This is a genomic window from Streptomyces sp. SID9727 (genome assembly GCF_010550605.1).
Taxonomy (GTDB): domain Bacteria; phylum Actinomycetota; class Actinomycetes; order Streptomycetales; family Streptomycetaceae; genus Streptomyces.
In genome coordinates, this window is the sequence record NZ_JAAGNI010000194.1 from 1 (window position 1) to 13,930 (window position 13,930).

At 72.7% G+C, this 13,930-nt stretch carries 15 protein-coding genes, 1 tRNA gene and 1 pseudogene; 8 read left to right on the forward strand and 9 right to left on the reverse strand.

Going from position 1 to position 13,930, the window contains the following annotated elements:
- The 3 genes and pseudogenes from G3I41_RS13120 to G3I41_RS13130 all read left to right on the forward strand — a co-directional run.
- Positions 1 to 272: pseudogene (locus G3I41_RS13120) on the forward strand (transcriptional regulator); the annotation flags it as partial.
- Between the two features lie 38 nt (positions 273 to 310).
- Positions 311 to 766 carry a roadblock/LC7 domain-containing protein gene (locus G3I41_RS13125; protein WP_164400389.1) on the forward strand — a complete coding sequence of 152 codons (456 nt, stop codon included), beginning with the start codon at positions 311 to 313 and terminating at the stop codon, positions 764 to 766.
- Positions 767 to 847: 81 nt separating this feature from the next.
- Positions 848 to 1,222, forward strand: coding sequence for a hypothetical protein (locus G3I41_RS13130; RefSeq protein ID WP_164400390.1), 375 nt, complete (start codon positions 848 to 850; stop codon positions 1,220 to 1,222).
- A 52-nt stretch (positions 1,223 to 1,274) separates the two neighbouring features.
- Here G3I41_RS13130 and G3I41_RS13135 read toward each other — a convergent pair whose 3' ends face one another.
- The 3 genes from G3I41_RS13135 to G3I41_RS13145 all read right to left on the reverse strand — a co-directional run bounded on the left by G3I41_RS13135 (position 1,275) and on the right by G3I41_RS13145 (position 3,455).
- Positions 1,275 to 2,120 (reverse strand): MurR/RpiR family transcriptional regulator, encoded by an 846-nt coding sequence (locus tag G3I41_RS13135; RefSeq protein ID WP_164400391.1) that lies wholly within the window; start codon positions 2,118 to 2,120, stop codon positions 1,275 to 1,277.
- Positions 2,121 to 2,215: 95 nt separating this feature from the next.
- The gene (locus G3I41_RS13140; protein ID WP_164400392.1) at positions 2,216 to 2,905 is read right to left on the reverse strand and encodes a hypothetical protein; all 690 of its coding nucleotides are present in this window, start codon (positions 2,903 to 2,905) and stop codon (positions 2,216 to 2,218) included.
- Positions 2,898 to 3,455 (reverse strand): SigE family RNA polymerase sigma factor, encoded by a 558-nt coding sequence (locus tag G3I41_RS13145; RefSeq protein WP_164400393.1) that lies wholly within the window; start codon positions 3,453 to 3,455, stop codon positions 2,898 to 2,900. The genes G3I41_RS13140 and G3I41_RS13145 overlap by 8 nt, the downstream gene beginning before the upstream one ends.
- Positions 3,456 to 3,644: 189 nt before the next feature.
- Here G3I41_RS13145 and G3I41_RS13150 point away from each other — a divergent pair, with 189 nt between their 5' ends.
- The gene (locus G3I41_RS13150) at positions 3,645 to 4,070 is read left to right on the forward strand and encodes a hypothetical protein (protein WP_164400394.1); all 426 of its coding nucleotides are present in this window, start codon (positions 3,645 to 3,647) and stop codon (positions 4,068 to 4,070) included.
- Between the two features lie 58 nt (positions 4,071 to 4,128).
- Here G3I41_RS13150 and G3I41_RS13155 read toward each other — a convergent pair whose 3' ends face one another.
- Positions 4,129 to 4,890, reverse strand: coding sequence for an SDR family oxidoreductase (locus G3I41_RS13155; protein ID WP_164400395.1), 762 nt, complete (start codon positions 4,888 to 4,890; stop codon positions 4,129 to 4,131).
- A gap of 145 nt (positions 4,891 to 5,035) precedes the next feature.
- Here G3I41_RS13155 and G3I41_RS13160 point away from each other — a divergent pair, with 145 nt between their 5' ends.
- A complete protein-coding gene (locus tag G3I41_RS13160; protein ID WP_164400396.1) occupies positions 5,036 to 5,881 on the forward strand; it encodes a helix-turn-helix transcriptional regulator in 846 nt (281 codons plus the stop codon).
- Positions 5,882 to 6,224: 343 nt separating this feature from the next.
- Here G3I41_RS13160 and G3I41_RS13165 read toward each other — a convergent pair whose 3' ends face one another.
- The gene (locus G3I41_RS13165; RefSeq protein ID WP_164400397.1) at positions 6,225 to 7,631 is read right to left on the reverse strand and encodes a cystathionine beta-synthase; all 1,407 of its coding nucleotides are present in this window, start codon (positions 7,629 to 7,631) and stop codon (positions 6,225 to 6,227) included.
- A gap of 164 nt (positions 7,632 to 7,795) precedes the next feature.
- Between G3I41_RS13165 and G3I41_RS13170 the strand changes: the two genes are divergently transcribed.
- From G3I41_RS13170 to G3I41_RS13180, 3 genes are all read left to right on the forward strand, one after another.
- Positions 7,796 to 8,890: an SGNH/GDSL hydrolase family protein gene (locus G3I41_RS13170; protein ID WP_164400417.1), complete on the forward strand. Its 1,095-nt coding sequence runs from the start codon at positions 7,796 to 7,798 to the stop codon at positions 8,888 to 8,890.
- A gap of 236 nt (positions 8,891 to 9,126) precedes the next feature.
- Complete coding sequence (locus G3I41_RS13175) at positions 9,127 to 10,347, forward strand: acetyl-CoA C-acetyltransferase (protein WP_164400398.1); 1,221 nt, start codon at positions 9,127 to 9,129, stop codon at positions 10,345 to 10,347.
- A gap of 245 nt (positions 10,348 to 10,592) precedes the next feature.
- Positions 10,593 to 11,417 (forward strand): hypothetical protein, encoded by an 825-nt coding sequence (locus G3I41_RS13180; protein ID WP_239081607.1) that lies wholly within the window; start codon positions 10,593 to 10,595, stop codon positions 11,415 to 11,417.
- Positions 11,418 to 11,479: 62 nt separating this feature from the next.
- Here G3I41_RS13180 and G3I41_RS13185 read toward each other — a convergent pair whose 3' ends face one another.
- The 4 genes from G3I41_RS13185 to G3I41_RS13200 all read right to left on the reverse strand — a co-directional run bounded on the left by G3I41_RS13185 (position 11,480) and on the right by G3I41_RS13200 (position 13,686).
- On the reverse strand, positions 11,480 to 11,797 hold the full coding sequence (locus G3I41_RS13185) for a hypothetical protein (protein WP_164400399.1): 318 nt from the start codon (positions 11,795 to 11,797) through the stop codon (positions 11,480 to 11,482).
- Between the two features lie 86 nt (positions 11,798 to 11,883).
- Complete coding sequence (locus G3I41_RS13190; protein WP_164400400.1) at positions 11,884 to 12,756, reverse strand: Bax inhibitor-1/YccA family protein; 873 nt, start codon at positions 12,754 to 12,756, stop codon at positions 11,884 to 11,886.
- 111 nt (positions 12,757 to 12,867) lie between these two features.
- Positions 12,868 to 13,464, reverse strand: coding sequence for a DinB family protein (locus tag G3I41_RS13195; protein ID WP_164400401.1), 597 nt, complete (start codon positions 13,462 to 13,464; stop codon positions 12,868 to 12,870).
- Between the two features lie 136 nt (positions 13,465 to 13,600).
- Positions 13,601 to 13,686, reverse strand: a tRNA-Leu gene (locus tag G3I41_RS13200).
- Positions 13,687 to 13,930: the final 244 nt, after the last annotated feature.

The window sequence follows — 13,930 nt, forward strand, 5'->3', positions numbered from 1 at the left end:
CGTCCGACGCGCCCGTGCCGGTGGGGCGGCGCCGCGTGCTGGAGCGCGTGGACGGGGTGCGTACGGCCACCGGCATCGCGCAGGAGCTCGGCAGGTCCGCGTTCCACGTCCTGGTCGACCTGCGGCGGCTCGCGGCGGCCGGTCTGGTCGAGCCGGTGCCGCCTGCGGCCCCGGGCGCCCCGGACCCGGGCCGGACCGCGTTCCCCGAGGTCACGGCCGACCCCGACGTCGCCCTGCTGCGCCGGCTCCGAGACGCATTGGAGGCCCTGTGATACGCGCGCTCAGACAGCGTGCCGGAAGGAGACAGCTGATGGTGCCCGAAGCCGAAGCGCAGGACGTCCTCGCCGAGCTCCAGCGGTTACGGGCACGGGTCCCGCTCCTCTCCGGCGCCCTGGCGGCCAGCACCGACGGGCTCGTCCTGGCGCACGACACCCCGGGCGTCGAGGCCGAGGGGGTCGCCGCGCTCACCGCCGCCGCGCTCGGCGTCGCGATCCGGATGACCGAGGCGACCGGGCGCAACGGCTTCCGCGAGCTCCTCGTACGCGGCGAGACGGGCTACATCGCGACGTACGCGGCAGGGTCCCAGGCCGTCCTGACCCTGCTCGCCGAGGACCGGATCAACGTCGGCCGCCTCCATCTGGAGGGCCGCCGGGCCGGCTCCCGTGTCGGCGAACTGATCGACCGCGCCCTGGCCCGGGCCCCGCAGCCGGCCCCCGCGCCACGCGCCCCGCAGCAGCCGGGCGCCCTGCCGCAACGCCCGACCTGAGCCCACTGACGTCTCGCGCACCACCCGCACCACGCAACGGAACCGGCCGCAGTGGCCGGTCAGAGAAAGGGAGCACCACTCATGGCGAACACCGAAGCGTCACTGAAGGAAGCGATGTCGTCCATCGAGGGCACCACCGGTGTCGCCCTCGTCGACTACACGAGCGGCATGGCGCTGGGCACGCTCGGCGGCGGCAAGGACTTCAACCTGGAGGTCGCGGCGGCCGGCAACACCGACGTCGTACGCGCCAAGCTCCGCACCATGGAGCACCTGGGCATCAAGGACGAGATCGAGGACATCCTCATCACCCTGGGCACCCAGTACCACCTGATCCGCCTCCTCAAGACCCGCGGCAACAACGGCCTGTTCCTCTACCTGGTCCTCGACGCCGGCCGGGCGAACCTGGCGATGGCCCGCCACCAGCTGAAGAAGATCGAGGCGGACCTGGAGGTCTGAGGCAGCGGCTCCGCCGCCGGGGCGGGACCGGGGTCCGGTCCCGCCCCACGCGCTACTCCACGAACAGCCCCCGCGCCGCCGCCCCCGCGTCGAACTCCTCCAGGCGGGCCTGGGCGTCGGGCAGGGCGTCGCACATGGCCTCCAGGAGGACCCGGCCCAGCAGCATCGGGGCGCAGGCGGTGTCGAAGGCGAGGCCGGTGCCCACGGCAGCCGGGATGAGCAGGTCGCTGTGGCGGGCCACCGGCGCGAACGCGGAGTCGGCCACCGACACCACGGTGAGCCCCTGGCCGCGCGCGTACGCGAGGGCGTCCACGACCTCGCGCGGGTGGCGGGGCAGGGCGAAGCAGATCAGCGCCGTCGCCCCGGCCCGTCGGGCGGCGTCGATCCGGTCGTGCAGCATGCTGCCGCCCTCGTCGAGCACCCGCACGTCCGGGTGCACCTTCGCCGCGAAGTACCCGAACCCGCGCGCCTGCGAGGACGCCGCACGCAGGCCCAGCACCGGCAGCGGACGGGACGCGGCGAGCAGTCGGCCCGCCCGCTCGACGGGCCCCGGGTCGGCGAGGAGCTCGGCCAGGTGGCGCAGGTTCTCGATCTCCCCGAGCACCGCCTGCTGGTACTCGTTGTACGTCTCGCCGCCCTCGCCCGCCTCCGACCCGGCCGGGGCGACCTCGCGCAGGTGCTTGCGCAGCGCGGGGTAGCCGTCGAATCCGAGCGCGACGGCGAACCGGGTGACGGAGGGCTGGCTGACCCCGGCCAGCTCTGCCAGTTCGACGCTGGAGAGGAACGGGGCGTCTCCGGCCCTGCGCACCATCGAGTGCGCGATGCGCCGCTGCGTGGGCGTGAGCCGGCGCCCCTCGAACAGCTCCTGCAACCGCGCGGCCGGGCTGCTCCCGCTCATCCTGTCCCCTCGGTAGATCCGCCGCGCCGCGGCCCGGCGCCGACGAATCCATTCAGCCAGCAAGGTGTCTGCATGTCCATATGCAGCCGGGCCGGTCAGCCGGCGGGCGTGCCGTGCAGCACCTCCTCGACCGACACCCAGGACTTCCACCGCCTCACGGTGACCCGGAGCGTCCGGCCGTCGTCCACCGTGCCGGACCACACCGTGCTGCCCTCCTCCCTCTCCCGCGCGGTCGGCGACGCGGAGTGCAGCCCGCACCGCTCCATCGCCCCGCGCAGGGCCGTCACCTGGGACCGGGCGGACGTGATGGCCTCGTACTCGATGATCCGGTGCTGGGCCAAGGCGTGGCCGCTGCCCGCGTAGAGCAGGGAGTACCGCTGCTGGCCCGGCTCGTCCGCCGGGACGAAGGAGGCGGGGCAGGCACCGTCGAGCCCCACCTGGGGCAGGGCGTCGCTACGCGGTCCGGCGCCCCCGGGAAGGCTCGCGGCCTCCTTCCAGTGCCAGGTCGCGTACCCCGGGAGCTCGTCGGCCCGGCGCATCACGACCTCTCCGTCCGCCGTCCGGAAGGGGTTGGCCGTCGTGGTGGTGACCGTCTGCCGGGCCTCGGGCCCGTCCGCCGGGAGGAGCAGGCCCCACGCTCCGGCCGCCGCCAGGACGAGCGCGCCCGCCGCGCCTCCCCGGACCGCACGGGCGCGGGTGCGCCGCCGCTGCCCCCGGGCGCGGATGTCCTCGGCGCCGGGCAGCCGTATGGCGACGTCCTCGATCAGGTCCTCGACCTCAGCCATGCCGCACCCGCCCCTTCCGCTCCGCCGCACTCCGTACCGTCATCTGGCGCCCCGTCACGGCCGGGGTGTCGGCGAGCCTTTCGCCGAGGATCCTGCGGGCCCGGTGCAGCCGGGTCCGTACCGCGCCGTTCGACGCCCCCGTCTCCCGGGCCACCTCCTCCACGGGCAGGCCGAGCATGTGGTGCAGCACCACCGCCTGCCGCTGGTCCCTGTTCAGCTCCTCCAGCGCGCCCATCAGCGCCACCCGGTCCTCGGAGAGCCCGGGCACGTCGGCCGGTGCCCCGTGCCGGAAGTGCGCCCGCAGTCTTCCGCGCGTCCGGCGCCAGGTGCTGATCGACAGCCGCACCGCCACGGTCCGCACCCACGGGAGCGGGTCGCCGGTGGCGGACACCTTGTCCCACCGCTGCCAGGCCCGCACATACGCCTCCTGCACCGCGTCCTCCGCCTCCCCCAGATCGCCCGTCATCGCGTACACCGTGGCGACCAGGCGTTTGGCGGTCGCCGCGTAGAACGCGTCGAACGCCTCCACATCCTCACTGCCTGCCGTCATGGCCCCCCGTCCGTCTTCTCGTCCTGCCCGAGTACTGCGCCTGTTGCTGCCTCTGTCACTGCCTCTCACCAGTTACACGCCCGGGCGCACGCGGATGTTACGGACGACTTTCACGAACGCACGGACGGCCCCGGAACCCGGGGGCTAGCCCCACTGCCCCGGCCGCCTCGGCTCCGTACCGTGAGAACCATGGACGCACCCGACACCGAGCTCGACAGGGAGCTCAAGGCGACTTTGCAGGCCCGCGGTGAGCTGGGGGCCGACTACGACTCCGCGCTCGTGGAATCGTTCCTGGAGAAGGTGGAGCAGCGGCTCGACGCCACGCTCGACCGCAGGGTCCGGCGGCACCTCGCCGAGGAGCGGACCGCCGTCGCGCGGGGCGCGCGCACCCCTGACCGGCCGCTGGGGAACTTCGGCGAGCGCTACGGCTTCGGCGTGGTCTCCCTGGTCCTGGCCGTCCCGCTGTCCGCGATCGGCGCCGCGCAGGCGGGCATCGGCGGGCTCGTCGTGGCCTGGCTCGGGATCGTCGGCGTCAACATGTTCCAGACCGGCCACGGCAGGCGGCTGTTCCGGGGCCGCGCGGAGGGGCGGACGACCTCCGACTGGGAGGGCTGAGCCGCACGCCCCGGGAGGGCCGAACCCCCATCGGGAGGGCCCGCGATAAGCCCGAGCCTCACGCCTGGCGGGTCGGCAGCACGACCAGCTGACGCAGGTTGACGTGGCGGGCGCGGCTCGTGGTGTACGCGATGAGGTCGGCGATCTCGTCGGACGAGAGGCCGCCCAGCGCCTCGAACATGCCGTCCAGCTGCCCGCTCAGCTCCGCGTTGTCGACGTGCCCGGCCAGCTCCGAGTCGGTGAGGCCGGGCTCGATGTTGGTGACGCGGACGTCGCGCGGGCCGAGTTCGGTGCGCAGCGAGGCCGACAGGTAGGTGAGCGCGGCCTTGGTGGCGCCGTAGACGGCGTAGTTGGGGAACGTGATGTGCGCGCCGATCGAGGAGATGTTGACCAGATCGGCGGTGCGGCCGTCGGCGGCGACCGCCACCAGGTCCGCGGTGAAGGCCCGGATGACGCGCAGCGCACCGGCCACATTGGTGTCGAGCATCCGCTGCCACTCGTCCGCGCGCCCCGCGTCCACGGGGTTCGGCAGCATCACCCCGGCCGCGTTGACGACCAGGTCCACCCGGCCGAACGCGGCGTGCACCCGGTCCGCCGCCGCGTCCACGGACGCCTGGTCGGTGATGTCGGCGGCGACGGCGAGGGCCTGACCGCCGTCCGCGGTGATCTTCGCGGCCAGCTCCTCCAGCCGGCCAGCGCGGCGGGCCAGCAAGGCCACCCGTACACCCTGCGCGGCGAGCAGCCGGGCGGTCGCCGCGCCCATGCCGCTGGCGGCTCCGGTGATGACGGCGGTGCGGTCGGCGAGGTTCTCGTACGGCATGGGGTGCTCCCTGGTGTGGTGTGGCGGCCGGTGTTCCGGCTCGGGCTCCACCCTGCTCCGGGGGGCGCCGCCCACCCAGGGACGCGTTGTTCCTGGGTCTGCCAGTACCAGGCTGGGCGAAAGCCGTTCTCCTACGATCGGGACCATGGACGGCGAACTCGGAGATTTCCTGCGCTCACGGCGTGCCCGCATCAGCCCCGAGGACGTGGGGCTCAACTCGTACGGCCGCAGGCGTGTTCCGGGGCTGCGGCGCGAGGAGGTGGCGCAGCTCGCCGGGGTGAGCGTCGACTACTACATCCGGCTGGAGCAGGGGCGCGGGCCCAGCGTCTCGGACGCGGTGCTCGACGCGATAGCCCGGGTGCTCCGCCTCGACGGAACGGAGCACGCGTACCTGCGGACGGTGGCGCGGCCCAAGGCCCGCAAGGAGGCACGCCCCTCGGTGCGCCGGGTGCGCCCGGGGCTGCGGCTGCTGCTCGACATGTTCGACCGGGCGCCCGCCTTCGTGCTCGGCCGCCGGATGGACGTGCTGGCGTGGAACGCGCTGGGGGACGCCCTCTCCGGCTTCTCCGGGATGCCGGCCGCGGAGCGGAACATGCCGCGCCAGGCGTTCCTGGCTCCGGGGGCGCGCGAGCTGTATCCGGACTGGCCGGCGGTGGCGGCGGAGACGGTCGCGCATCTGCGGCTGGACGCGGGGCTGCACCCGGACGACAAGGAGCTCGCGGCGCTGGTGGGTGAGCTGTCGCTGAAGAGCGAGGACTTCCGCCGGCTCTGGGCGGACCACCAGGTGAAGGCGAAGACGTACGGGGTGAAGCGGATGGCCCACCCCGTGGTGGGCGCGCTGACCCTGCCGTACGAGACGCTGGCGGTGCCCGGCGAGCCGGATCTCTCGCTGGTCGTCTACACCCCGGAGCCGGGTTCGGAGACCGCCGAGCGCATCGCCCTGCTGGCGAGCTGGGCGGCGGACGGAAGCACGCCCGAGCCGCACGCGTAGAGCAGACGGGAGCACGCCCGAGCCCCACGCGTAGAGCAGACGGAAGCACGCCCGAGCCCCACGCGGGGATCGGGGGAACGGTAGTCGCGGGGACCGCCGCACCCCCGGTTTCCCAGGGGGCGGGACGACGGCGGTCCCCGCGAGGGACGCGGTCCGGGTCAGGGCCGGATGGCGCGTCCGGGCGACGGTGGAGGTCCGGGAGCCGCTCCGTAGTCCGTTGTCGCCGTTCCGGTGCCGGCGGGTCTCCCCGCCGACACCCACCAATGTGCCCGAGCCGTGTTAAGCGGGTGCTGCGGCCACGTGACGCGCACGTACCGTTTCCGCGAAGTGCGCGCCCACCCGGCTACTTCGCGCCGGCCGGAGCGTCCTTCGCCAGGAACGCCAGCAGGTCCTGGCGGCTGACGACGCCCTTCGGCTTCCCCTCCACCAGCACGATCGCCGCGTCGGCCGCACCGGTGCCGCCGAGCACCGCCATCAGGTCCTCGACCGGTTCGCCGGAGCCGACCTGCGGCAGCGGCGGCGACATGTGCTTCTCCAGCGGGTCGCTGAGCGAGGCGCGCTGGGCGAACAGGGCGTTCAGCAGCTCGCGCTCCACGACCGAGCCGATGACCTCGGCGGCCATCACGTCCGGGTGGCCCGCGCCCGGCTTCACGATCGGCATCTGCGAGACGCCGTACTCGCGCAGCACGTCGATCGCCTCGCCGACCGTCTCCTCCGGGTGCATGTGGACGAGGGTGGGGATCGGGCCCGCCTTGTGGTCCAGCACGTCCGCGACCCGCGCCGAGGGGCCGGTGTCCTCCAGGAAGCCGTAGTCCGCCATCCACTCGTCGTTGAAGATCTTCGACAGGTAGCCGCGCCCGCTGTCCGGGAGCAGGACGACGACCACGTCGTCCGGCCCGAGCCGCTTCGCGACCTCCAGGGCGCCCACGACCGCCATGCCGCAGGAGCCGCCGACGAGCAGCCCCTCCTCCTTGGCGAGCCGGCGGGTCATCTGGAAGGAGTCCTTGTCGGACACGGCGACGATCTCGTCGGTGACCTCGCGGTCGTACGCGGAGGGCCAGAAGTCCTCGCCGACGCCCTCCACGAGGTAGGGACGGCCGGACCCGCCCGAGTAGACCGAGCCCTCCGGGTCGGCGCCGACGACCTGGACCCTGCCGTCGCTGGCCTCCTTCAGATAGCGGCCGGTGCCGCTGATCGTGCCGCCCGTCCCGACACCCGCCACGAAGTGGGTGATCCTCCCCTCCGTCTGCTCCCACAGCTCGGGACCGGTGGTCTCGTAGTGCGAGCGCGGGTTGTTCGGGTTGGAGTACTGGTCGGGCTTCCAGGCGCCCGGCGTCTCACGGACCAGCCGGTCGGAGACGTTGTAGTACGAGTCGGGGTGCTCGGGGTCGACCGCCGTGGGGCAGACGACGACCTCGGCACCGTAGGCGCGCAGTACGTTGATCTTGTCCGTGGACACCTTGTCCGGGCAGACGAAGACGCACTTGTACCCCTTCTGCTGCGCGACGATCGCCAGTCCGACGCCCGTGTTGCCGCTCGTCGGTTCGACGATCGTGCCGCCGGGCTTCAGCTCGCCGCTCTGTTCCGCGGCCTCGATCATGCGCAGGGCGATGCGGTCCTTGACCGACCCGCCGGGGTTGAAGTACTCGACCTTGGCCAGGACTGTCGCCTGGATGCCGGCCGTGACACTGCGCAGCCTCACCAGCGGGGTATTGCCTACGAGACTGATCATCGAATCGTGGTATCGCACCGTGTACTCCGGGATCTCCGAGATGGTCCGGCAAGCGTATGCGTACGGGCACGGGATTGGGCGGCGCGATTGAACAACGGCCGGTAGCGGGCAGGTAGCTCTGTGTACGGCTCTACTGCGGTACGTGGGACGAGGAGGTGGACCGGACTGTGTCGACGGCGAGAGTGGCACGGCGGATCGCGGCGGGCGCGGCCTACGGCGGGGGCGGCATCGGGCTGCTCGGCGCCGCGGCGGTGGGTGTCCTGCTGGCGGAGGTTCAGCTGGCGAAGCGGCAGGTGGGCGGCGGCATCGCCCCGGTCCCGCCGAGCGCGGACGGACGGTACGGAGTGGCGTTCACGGGCCCGGCGGAGCCCTTGCGCCTCGGGCTGCTCGGGGACTCCACGGCGGCCGGACAGGGGGTGCGGCGGGCCGGGCAGACCCCGGGGGCGCTGCTCGCGTCGGGGCTCGCGGCGGTGTCCGAGCGGCCGGTGGACCTGCGCAACGTCGCGTTGCCGGGCGCCCGGTCGGACGATCTGGAGCGGCAGGTCTCGCTGATGCTCGCGGACCCCGCGCGGACGCCGGACGTGTGCGTGATCATGATCGGGGCGAACGACGTGACGCACCGGATGCCCGCCACGCAGTCGGTGCGCTGCCTGACGACGGCGGTGCGCAGGCTGCGGACGGCCGGAGCGGAGGTCGTGGTCGGGACCTGTCCGGATCTGGGCACGATCGAGCCCGTGTACCAGCCGCTGCGCTGGCTGGCCCGGCGGGTGAGCCGGCAGCTGGCGGCGGCCCAGACGATCGGCACGGTGGAGCAGGGCGGGCGCACGGTGTCGCTGGGGGATCTGCTGGGCCCGGAGTTCGAGGAGAACCCGCGGGAGCTGTTCGGCCCGGACAACTACCACCCGTCGGCCGAGGGGTACGCGACCGCGTCCATGGCGGTGCTGCCGACCCTGTGCGCGGTGCTCGGCCTGTGGCCGGAGTCGGACCGGCTGGACGGCGCCCGGCGCGAGAACATGCTGCCGGTGGCCAAGGCGGCCTCCCAGGCGGCCAAGGAGGCCGGTACGGAGGTCACGGGGGTCCGGGCGCCCTGGGCCCTGCTCAAGCACCGCAGGCGGCGGCGCCTGCCCGCCGCCACGGAGCCGCACCCGCACCCGCACCCGGAACCCGGGGGCTCGACGCGCCTCGACCACCGGCCGGACCCGGACGCGGACGGCTCGCCGAGGCACGCGTGGGTCCGCCGGCCGAGCGGGCGGCCCGGGAAGGGAGGCGTCGACTGAGCGGGCCCCCGGGGAAGGGAGGCGTCGACTGAGCGGCCCCCGGAAAAGGGAGGCGCGGCACCCCGCGAGGGGCGCGTTGACTGAGCGCTCGCTTAGAAAAGAGGCCCGCATCACATGCCGGGTCGGGTGACCCGGGCGCTACGTCCGGGTAATTTCCAGAGCAGTCGTGCCGTACCGCCGGGTCTGCCGGATCCTTCAGGCAGCCTGTCCGCCCTCAGCCCACATGGAGCCGCGTGATGCCCGAAGCCGTGATCGTCTCTGCCGCCCGTTCGCCCATCGGCCGGGCCTTCAAGGGTTCGCTCAAGGACCTGCGCGCGGACGACCTGACCGCGACGATCATCCAGACCGCGCTGGCCAAGGTCCCCGAGCTGGACCCGAAGGACATCGACGACCTGATGCTGGGCTGCGGTCTGCCCGGCGGCGAGCAGGGCAACAACCTGGGCCGCATCATCGCCGTGCAGATGGGGATGGACCACCTCCCCGGCTGCACGGTCACCCGCTACTGCTCGTCCTCCCTGCAGACCAGCCGCATGGCCCTGCACGCCATCAAGGCCGGCGAGGGCGACGTCTTCATCTCGGCCGGTGTCGAGATGGTGTCCCGCTTCGCCAAGGGGAACTCGGACAGCCTGCCGGACACGCACAACCCGCTCTTCGCGGAGGCCGAGGCGCGTACCGCCGCCCGGGCCGAGGAGTCCGGTGCGAGCTGGCACGACCCGCGCGAGGACGGCCTGGTCCCGGACGCCTACATCTCGATGGGCCAGACCGCGGAGAACCTGGCCCGGCTGAAGGGCGTGACGCGTCAGGACATGGACGAGTTCGGCGTGCGGTCGCAGAACCTCGCCGAGGAGGCCCTGAAGAACGGGTTCTGGGAGCGCGAGATCACCCCGGTGACCACGCCGGACGGCACCGTCGTCGCCAAGGACGACGGCCCGCGCGCGGGCGTCACGATGGAGGGCGTCCAGGGCCTGAAGCCGGTCTTCCGCCCGGACGGCCTGGTCACGGCGGGCAACTGCTGCCCGCTCAACGACGGCGCCGCCGCGCTCGTGATCATGTCCGACACCAAGGCGCGCGAGCTGGGCCTGACCCCGCTCGCCCGGATCGTCTCCACCGGTGTCTCCGGCCTCTCCCCCGAGATCATGGGCTATGGCCCCGTCGAGGCCAGCAAGCAGGCGCTGAAGCGGGCCGGGCTGACCGTCGGCGACATCGACCTCGCCGAGATCAACGAGGCGTTCGCCGCCCAGGTCATCCCCTCCTACCGCGACCTCGGCCTGCCGCTGGAGAAGGTCAACGTCAACGGTGGCGCCATCGCCGTCGGCCACCCCTTCGGCATGACCGGCGCGCGGATCACCGGCACGCTGATCAACAGCCTCCAGTTCCACGACAAGCAGTTCGGTCTGGAGACCATGTGCGTCGGCGGCGGCCAGGGCATGGCCATGGTCATCGAGCGTCTGAGCTGATCAGGGCGGGTTCCGGGCCCTTGCGGGCCACCGAGCCCCGACCGTGACCGAATCTCCCCCAGGATGTGATCTTTGTCCTGGGGGAGATTCGTTTGCGCAGGTCACACCTACAACAGGGGATTACACCGGGCCCAAAGTCCTGTCCATTTCGTGACGTAATGCACTGACACATGGTGCCGTCAGGGCACAAGCTGATGTAGGAAGTCGGGGGATCGATTGAAACCGGGAGTATGTCAGTGAGCGCCATGCCTATTGCCCTGTTGCTGACCACCGCCGCCGCCACGGCTGTGGGAGCCGCCGCTCTGCACGCCGCTCACGGGCTGCGCAGGCAGGTCTCGGCGCTCCGGAAGGAGCTGGCCGACGGGTACGCCCGTACAGCGGCTGTACCCCCGCAGACCCGCAACGACACCACCTCCGCCGAAGAAATACGCGCGGCCGTCACCGAGGCGCTGGCCGAGGAGCGCGAGCGGGAGCTCGCCGAGGCCCGCGCGTTCTGGGCCTCGCAGGAGGCGCGCGACGCGGCCGACGCCCCGTCCCTGCTGGGCGGGCTGGCCGGTCTCGGCGAGGACGCCCCGTTCTTCATGCCCCGCCAGAGCGATTTCGCCGGCCTCGACGCGATGGACCTCGAAGCGGCCGACGCCCTGGACGAGCTGACCGGGCTGGCGGAGCTGCCGGAGACGGAGTACGCCGAGGACTCCCCCGAGCTGGCCGCGGCCCGCCGCCGCCACCCCTCGCACCCCGACTTCGTCCCCGTGCAGACGCCCGTCGTCACCGACCACGAGCGCACGGTGAACCGCCTGGAGGAGCTGGCCGACAGCCGCACGGAGCTGTCCGACGTGCGCCCGGGACCGCTCGGCACGCTCGACGTGTACGTGTTCGCCGACGGTACGACGCTCTGTATGACCCCCGGCCACCGCGAGACGGCCGAGCGCCTGGCCGAGTCGCTGCGCGCGGGCGAGCACCCGGTGCTGCTGGGCGGCTCCGGCGTCTCGGGGGCGTACGCGCTGACCTTCTCGTGCGGCGAGGAGAACGTGTACATACTCGCCGACCGCGTCATAGCGAGCTTCTGAGCACGCGCCGACGCCGGCCCCCGGCCCCCGGGGAGGCAGCTCCTCCCCCTGTGCCGCGCGCCTTACTCGAAAGCCCGCGCGGCCGCTTCCCCGACGTATCGCACGGCCTCGTCCAGCTCCTGGGACGGGGCCGTTTCCAGTGCCACGGCCAGGTCGCGGCCGGCCACGACGAGCTGGTCGCCGACGGCGAACACCCCGGCGTCCGGCATCACCCGGGGCTCCCGCCCGGGTTCCTCGGCGCGCTGGGCACGCGCCGACAGCTCACGCGCGACGGCGAGGCCCCGGGCCGCCGCTCCCCGCTGCAGCCTGCTCTGCGGGGCGGCGCGCAGCCGGTCGGCGAATCGGTCCACGGCGATGATCAGGGGAGTCGTATCGAGCACCCCGCGACCCTACCCACCCGCGCACACGGAAGCGGCCCGCGGCCTCCGGAAGGAGACCGCGGGCCGCTTCGGGTCCGCCCGGGCGATCAGTCGTCGCCGCTGAGGATGGAGAGCAGGCGCAGCATCTCCAGGTAGATCCACACCAGGGTCATGGTGAGGCCGAAGGCGGCCAGCCAGGACTCCTCGCGCGGAGCGCCGTACGCGATGCCGTCCTCGACCTGCTTGAAGTCGAGGGCCAGGAAGCAGGCGCCCAGGATGATGCCGATGACGCCGAAGAGGATGCCGAGGCCACCGCTGCGGAAGCCGAGGCCGTCACCGCCGCCGAAGGCCGCGAACAGCAGGTTGACGACCATCAGGAGCAGGAAGCCCATGGCGGCGGCCATCACGAAGCCGTAGAACCGGCGGGTGACACGGATCCAGCGCATCTTGTACGCGAGCAGCACTCCGGCGAAGACACACATGGTGCCCATCACCGCCTGCATCACGACGCCGGGCCCGATGTACGTGCTGACCGCGCTGGAGATGACGCCGAGGAAGACACCCTCGAAGGCGGCGTACGCGAGGATCAGCGCCGGTACGGGCTTGCGCTTGAAGGACTGGACCATCGACAGCACGAACGCGATGAGCGCGGCGCCGATGGCGATGCCGTACGACTTGTTGAGGTTGGCCTCGTCCACCGGCAGCAGCGCCCAGGCGAGCGCGGCACCGAGCACGACCGTGCCCAGCGTCATCGCCGTACGGGTGACGACGTCGTCGATCGACATCGCGCCGGTACGGGCCGGTGCGGGGGCGCCCGTGGGGGCGTAGGGGTTCGTCGCGTACGGGTTCGGGGCGGTGCCCTGCGCGTACGGGTTGGTACCCGCTGCGGGGGCCCCGGCCTGCGGTGCCGCGTTGAAGCCCGCGTAACCGTTGTCGCGGCTGAAGCCCCGTCGCGAGAAGACCGGGTTGCTGCTCCTCATCTCACTCCTCCATGGCCACCCAGCGTGGCCTTCCCACAAGAGTAATGGGTAGGCAAAGCAATCGTCCTCGTGCCGAAGGAGGATCTTTCCCCGGGCACGGGCCGTGCGCGGTCACCCTGCGGTACGTCCGCCCGCCTCCCGGGCCGCGCCCTCCACCCGTTCCCGGTGGCGGCGCCACCATGCCTCGTCACCGGGTGCCGTGTCCTCGCTCCCCGGCCGCAGCCCGGTGGCCCCGTCGATCAGTTCCCGGACGAGGTCGGCGTGCCCGGCGTGGCGCTGGGTCTCGGCGACGAGGTGGACGAGGACGCGGTGGAGCGACAGCTCGGGCCCGCCCTCCCCGGGGAGGACCCCCACCGCGTCGAGACCGAACGCCTCGACGGTCGCGTCGGAGTGCGCCCACACCCGCCGGTACTGCCCGGTGATCTCCTCGCGGGACTCGTCGGCCGTGGCCCACAGGTCGGCGTTCGGCTCGGCGTCCCCGGTGATCCACAGCGCCGGCGCGTCGACGGGCCGGCCGAAGGCGGTCCCGAGGTAGAACGCCTCGGCCCCGGCCACATGCTTGACGAGCCCGAGCAGGTTGGTACCGGTGGGGGTGAGGGGCCGCCGGATGTCGTACTCGGACAGCCCGTCGAGCTTCCAGAGGAAGGTGTCGCGGGCGTCCCGGAGATAGAGCCGCAGGTCATGTTTGAACTGATCCGAATCGGTCACACGCACAACCTGCCAGGAGGAGGCCCCGAAACCGATCAGGTTTCCCGGCCCGTGGACTCCCGCTGTCCGGCGTCGCCGCTTCCATGGCCCGGGCGGCCGGTTCCGGGTCCGTGATCGCTTGGGACCCCGTACGCGATGGTGCCCGGAACCGGACTCGAACCGGTACGCCCCCGAGGGGCAGCGAGGTTTAAGCTCGCCGTGTCTGCATTCCACCATCCGGGCTTGGCGCGCGGCTCCGCGTTGGCACATGACCCTATCCGGGGGGCCCGGCGGGATCCGCCGAACAGTGGCTCGATGTTGTCTTATTTATCGATCTCTTGAGTCCCCGTCAGCGCACGTCGGAGGCATACCCACATGCCCGGGCAAGATGGCGGCGGTGCGGGGGCGCCGGGCGAATTGACGGAAAGTCGCCGCACGGACACAGTCGATTCGCCAGGGGCGCGCCACCGATCGCCAGGGGCGCGCC